Origin of the sequence: Deinococcus rhizophilus (genome assembly GCF_030271215.1) — a bacterium.
Lineage (GTDB): Bacteria > Deinococcota > Deinococci > Deinococcales > Deinococcaceae > Deinococcus > Deinococcus rhizophilus.
The window spans coordinates 1-4,316 of the sequence record NZ_JASNGB010000220.1; the positions used below are offsets into that span (position 1 = coordinate 1).

A 4,316-nucleotide genomic window follows, 5' to 3' on the forward strand; every position below is an offset into this window, starting at 1 on the left:
GGGCAGGTACATCGCGAGCGCCTCGGCGGGGTCGGGTTGGCGGGGATGGTGGGCAGCCTAAAGCTGTGACTGGTTCAGACCCGTGACCTGAGTAAGGAAAGGGTTGTTGGCAGGAGACGGCATTTCTTCTTACGCAATCCAGTTCCAACCGGCTGCACTGTCGATAGCCGTAGCGGCACACCTGCTAGCAGTTCGTTCAGGATGCTCCTAGTCTGTGCCTGAGGCCGGATCACGAGGGCTCCATCGACGAGGTCGACGGTGGCAGGGGAGCCGTCCTGGATCCCGAGAACCTCACCCATGTCAGCATGCAGATGGAGGGTCAGTCGCCGGAGATCCGGCCGATCATGTCCATCCTGTGAACTCAAATGCCCGCGGCGTTCAGGAGCGCCCCCAGGACGATGCGTGCTTGACCGATCTCGACGGCTTCGGCCACGGTCCTGTCCCCGAACACGGCGTGACGATGGGTCATGAAGTAGTAGACGCCTGCCTCGGTGCCGTTGACGGCCCAGGCTGCCCTGCGGATGTCCTCGATGGTGATGGTCTCCTGGTCGCTCAGGGCAATGAGGTCTATAGGCTCCAGCGGCACCACACGAATGCCCGCATTGTTCATGACGGCCTCCTGCTTCCAGGGTAGGGCTCAGGGCAAGGGGGCTCCAGCATGGCGGCTGGTGGCACCCTCCTCACTGGATTCCCTGACGCTCCAGCAGGACGCGCAAGTTGGCCGCGGCGATCACCGCATCGACGTCCTGCTCGTGCCGCCACCGTCGGACGAGCTGCGCGGCCGCGTACGCGAGCGCTCCCCGCTGTCGCTCCGTGGGCTGGGGCACACGACACATCGCCTCGACCACCGTCATGAGTTGCTCCCGTTCCCGCTGCGAGTTCGGCGGCTTCATCCACGGGTTGGAGCTTCCAAGCTGGAGGCCGGGTGCCCCCCCGTGCCCTTCGGCGAGTTCCTCCAGGTGGTACGGCAAGTCCACGTCCGCATGCGCCGCCGCCACGACCTCCCGGTACAACGATTGTTGCTCCGAACGGGCGACCAGAGCTACCCGGTAAGCCCGGTAGATCAACTGCTGCGCGACCGAGAGGGGACGGACACGGCTCAGGTCGGCCTTGAGCTCCATGGGCTCACTGGTCAGGGTCGACAGCAAGTACGTCAGGGTGTGGAGCTGGATCAGCGCCTGTGACGGCGCTGAGGTGGAGGTCGCGGTCAGGTCTCCCAGCTCCGCTCGGAGCCGGTCAGGGGTGACCAGGTAGGGCTGGAGTCCCGTGACACGGACCACGTGTGTGGCGGCGATCTGGCGGGCCTCTTTGGTCGTGAAGCCTGTTCCCTGGCTACCTGGCTGGCCTGCGGCCAGTTGCTCCCCATACCCCCGCAAGGCCCGGAGGACTTCTTCCAGATGGGGTGGAGGCGATGGGTCTTCCCGGAAGCCACGGTGGTGGTCGAGGTCGTGGATGAGGCCGAGCAATTGCAGGGTGATCCAGGGGAGAGGGCCTTCAATGGGTGGGGTGCCGGGGAAGTCGGGGGAGGCCATACCCACAACGTACTCAAAAATAATACTCATCGTCTATGGAAATCGGATCTGAAGTTGCGGGTGAGTGGGGGGGTGACTCCGCATCCCCTGCGTCTTCGTTTCGCCCAGAATGTTCGTGCTCTTCGCAAGGCCCGTGGGCTGACCCAGGAGGTCTTGGCAGAGCTGAGCGGGCTGCACTTCACCTACATCGGAGGCATTGAGCGGGGCGAGCGCAATCTGGGCATCGACAACATCGGCCGGATCGCCGATGCCTTCGGGCTGGACGCGGCAGACCTGCTGAGGCAGGAACCAGATACACTGGTTGACTCTGGCAATGGCCCCCAGAAAAGTTAGAGGGCGACTCGTGATGGACCCTAGGCGGTGTGGTGGGTGCTCGACGGCCCGGTCATTTTGCTTTCAATAGCGGAGAGCGTTGCCGTCGTCTTCCCGCTGTGGCTCCCTTCACTAGGCGGCGGGGAATCACTTGGGGTCACCAGAGACTGCGAACAGGCGGAGGGTCAGTCACTGGCTCTTTGGCCGGTCGTGTCCAGCCTGTGGACTCAAATGCCTGCAGCGTTCAGGAGTGCCCCCAGGACGATGCGCGCTTGACCGGCCTCGACCGCCTCGGCCACGGTCCTGTTCCCGAACACGGCGTGGCGCTTGGCCATAAAGTACTCGGCACCCTCATCGGTGCCGCTGACGGCTCGAGCGGCTTTGCGGATGTCCTCGACTGTGATGGTCTTCTGGTTGCTCAGGGCGATCAGGTCTATGCCGTCGTCCGGAATCACACGAATGCCCACACCGTACAAAGCGGCCTCCTCCTTTCAGGGTAGGCAGCGGGGCCAGGGAGGACTGTGACCAGCCCATGCTGTCGCCCGTCCACGACCATCGCTTGCAAATCTATATAGCCCTATGTAGACTTGCGGCATGTCAGGTCTTCGGATGTCTCTGCCCACCCTGCTGGTGCTGCGTGCCCTAGCAGAACAGGGCGATCAGCCGCTCTACGGGTACGACCTGATGCGACGCACCGAACTCAAGAGCGGCACCCTCTACCCGATCCTCACCCGCCTCGAACGGCATGGGTACCTCAATAGCGAGTGGGAGGCCGTCGACCCAGCTCAGGCCGGTCGTGCAGCCCGGCGTGTCTATACCCTGACCCCGGAGGGCCACACCTTCACCCAGGCCGAATTGCGCAAAGCCCAGCAGGCTCTGGGAGGCCTCACCCATGCGTAGGTCCGTGGACGAACAGGCCCGACGTCTGGTCCTTCGGGCGGTGCGCCGCCTGCCCCGCAAGCTGCGGCCTCTGTATCAGGAGGAATGGCTGGGAGAACTGCTGGGCATCGAGTCTTCAGCAGAGCGGCTGGCCTATGCCCAGGGACTTCGCGAAGCAGCATGGGGCATTCGGCGCGAACATGATCCTGAGGAGGCTTTCGTCGGTGACGTGATGCGGGTCTGCCTGGGAAGCAGTGTCGTCCTGATCTTGCTCAGTGGACTGGGCGTCGCGCCGGATCTGCTTCGGCTGCTGTCACACAGCATCGTCTATGGATTCATCGTCCTGGTGTTGAGTCACCTGGCGGCCAAGAGTGTCCTGATCCTGCCGGAGCTTCGCCGGGTGTGGTGGCGGCTGGGTGCGATGACGCTGCTCGGCCTGACGTGTGGGTTCTTCGGCCTGGCCCTCCTGGCCTGGTGGAGTGCGCTGCACCCGCAGGCCCTCCTGTTGTTGGTCGCCTTCGTCGCCCTGGGGATCTACACCGCACGGCGGTTCCATATCCCCAGAGCACCCCGGGCCCGCTAACTCCCCGAGGAGGCCCTGACGATGACTCTCTCACCTGACCACTCCACGGCCAGTCGTCATCAGGGGGTCGCCTACGCGGCCAACGTCGCGGGGGAGGTGGTCCGTCCCCACACCGCGCCTCGGGGAGAGCCGTACACCTGCTTACTCTGCCAGGAGCCAGTGATCCTGCGGCGTGGCCTGGTCCGGGTGCCCCACTTCGCACACCGGGCGGACTCCGCGTGCAGCGCTTCGGGAGAGAGCATCGAGCACGCGGCGTTCAAACGGCTGCTGGCGTCCGGGCTTCGGAAGCACTGCCGCTTCACCGCTCAGGTGAAATGCCCAGGCTGTGGTCAGGACCAGACGACCACCTACCCACTGAGCCCAGGCAGCGAAGTTCGGGAGGAAATCACGGTTAAAGGGTTCCGGGCGGACGTGGGCATCGTGCGGGGAGGGGAGGTGGTGCTGGCCTTCGAGGTGTACGTCACCCATGAGGTGGGCGGCGAGAAAGCCCTGGGGCTGCCGGTGCCCTGGTTGGAGGTCGCGGCCAATCCTGCTGGAGTCCAGAACCTGGAGAAGAAGCCGACCGTGCGGGTCCTGGACACGAACCTGTTCCGTCACCGGCCTTGCCGGGCCTGTGGGCAGAGTGCAGGGTCCAGGGCCGAAGCGGAGCACCTGCCATCGCAGACAGTCTGTGCGCCGCACCAATACACTGAAGCCATGGGTCCCCTGGAGCGAATTACCGTCGACCCACGGCAGTGTGGTGGACGTCCCTGCATCCGCGGAATACGGATCCGGGTGAGCGACATCCTCGATCTGCTGGGCCAGGGCGTTCCTGAGGGGGAGATCCTGGAGGACTACCCCGATCTCGAGCGCGAGGACATCCACGCCGCGCTGCTGTATGCCGCACGCTACCTGAATCATCCGCGTCTGAGCGCCTGAGATGCCGGAAGGTCCCTACTGGCTGGATGCGCAGCTCCCGCCCTGGCTGACCTAGACGTTTGGTGTACCGGCCTACAGCGCGAGCTACCTGG

7 protein-coding genes are annotated in these 4,316 nt (G+C 64.6%); 4 read left to right on the top strand and 3 right to left on the bottom strand.

Annotated elements, in window-relative coordinates:
• Positions 1-361 precede the first annotated feature (361 nt).
• A complete protein-coding gene (locus QOL99_RS15390; RefSeq protein WP_285525115.1) occupies positions 362-610 on the bottom strand; it encodes a hypothetical protein in 249 nt (82 codons plus the stop codon).
• 70 nt (positions 611-680) lie between these two features.
• Positions 681-1,532: a hypothetical protein gene (locus QOL99_RS15395; RefSeq protein ID WP_285525116.1), complete on the bottom strand. Its 852-nt coding sequence runs from the start codon at positions 1,530-1,532 to the stop codon at positions 681-683.
• Between the two features lie 72 nt (positions 1,533-1,604).
• Between QOL99_RS15395 and QOL99_RS15400 the strand changes: the two genes are divergently transcribed.
• Positions 1,605-1,865: a helix-turn-helix domain-containing protein gene (locus QOL99_RS15400; RefSeq protein WP_285525117.1), complete on the top strand. Its 261-nt coding sequence runs from the start codon at positions 1,605-1,607 to the stop codon at positions 1,863-1,865.
• A gap of 206 nt (positions 1,866-2,071) precedes the next feature.
• Here the strand turns inward: QOL99_RS15400 and QOL99_RS15405 are convergent, their stop codons facing one another.
• On the bottom strand, positions 2,072-2,311 hold the full coding sequence (locus QOL99_RS15405; RefSeq protein ID WP_285525119.1) for a hypothetical protein: 240 nt from the start codon (positions 2,309-2,311) through the stop codon (positions 2,072-2,074).
• A gap of 127 nt (positions 2,312-2,438) precedes the next feature.
• On the opposite strand from QOL99_RS15405, the gene QOL99_RS15410 reads away from it, so the two are divergent.
• The 3 genes from QOL99_RS15410 to QOL99_RS15420 are packed head-to-tail and all read left to right on the top strand — an operon-like array spanning position 2,439 to position 4,224.
• The gene (locus QOL99_RS15410) at positions 2,439-2,744 is read left to right on the top strand and encodes a PadR family transcriptional regulator (RefSeq protein WP_285525121.1); all 306 of its coding nucleotides are present in this window, start codon (positions 2,439-2,441) and stop codon (positions 2,742-2,744) included.
• A 4-nt stretch (positions 2,745-2,748) separates the two neighbouring features.
• Positions 2,749-3,306 carry a hypothetical protein gene (locus QOL99_RS15415; RefSeq protein WP_285525123.1) on the top strand — a complete coding sequence of 186 codons (558 nt, stop codon included), beginning with the start codon at positions 2,749-2,751 and terminating at the stop codon, positions 3,304-3,306.
• Between the two features lie 21 nt (positions 3,307-3,327).
• Complete coding sequence (locus tag QOL99_RS15420; RefSeq protein ID WP_285525125.1) at positions 3,328-4,224, top strand: DUF433 domain-containing protein; 897 nt, start codon at positions 3,328-3,330, stop codon at positions 4,222-4,224.
• Positions 4,225-4,316: the final 92 nt, after the last annotated feature.

What these genes read in the sequence shown, in the direction of transcription:
- QOL99_RS15420 (WP_285525125.1), top strand. Translation starts at nt 3,328, where the DNA reads ATGACTCTCTCACCTGACCACTCCACGGCCAGTCGTCATCAGGGGGTC.
- QOL99_RS15390 (WP_285525115.1), bottom strand. Translation starts at nt 610, where the DNA reads ATGAACAATGCGGGCATTCGTGTGGTGCCGCTGGAGCCTATAGACCTC.
- QOL99_RS15410 (WP_285525121.1), top strand. Translation starts at nt 2,439, where the DNA reads ATGTCAGGTCTTCGGATGTCTCTGCCCACCCTGCTGGTGCTGCGTGCC.
- QOL99_RS15395 (WP_285525116.1), bottom strand. Translation starts at nt 1,532, where the DNA reads ATGGCCTCCCCCGACTTCCCCGGCACCCCACCCATTGAAGGCCCTCTC.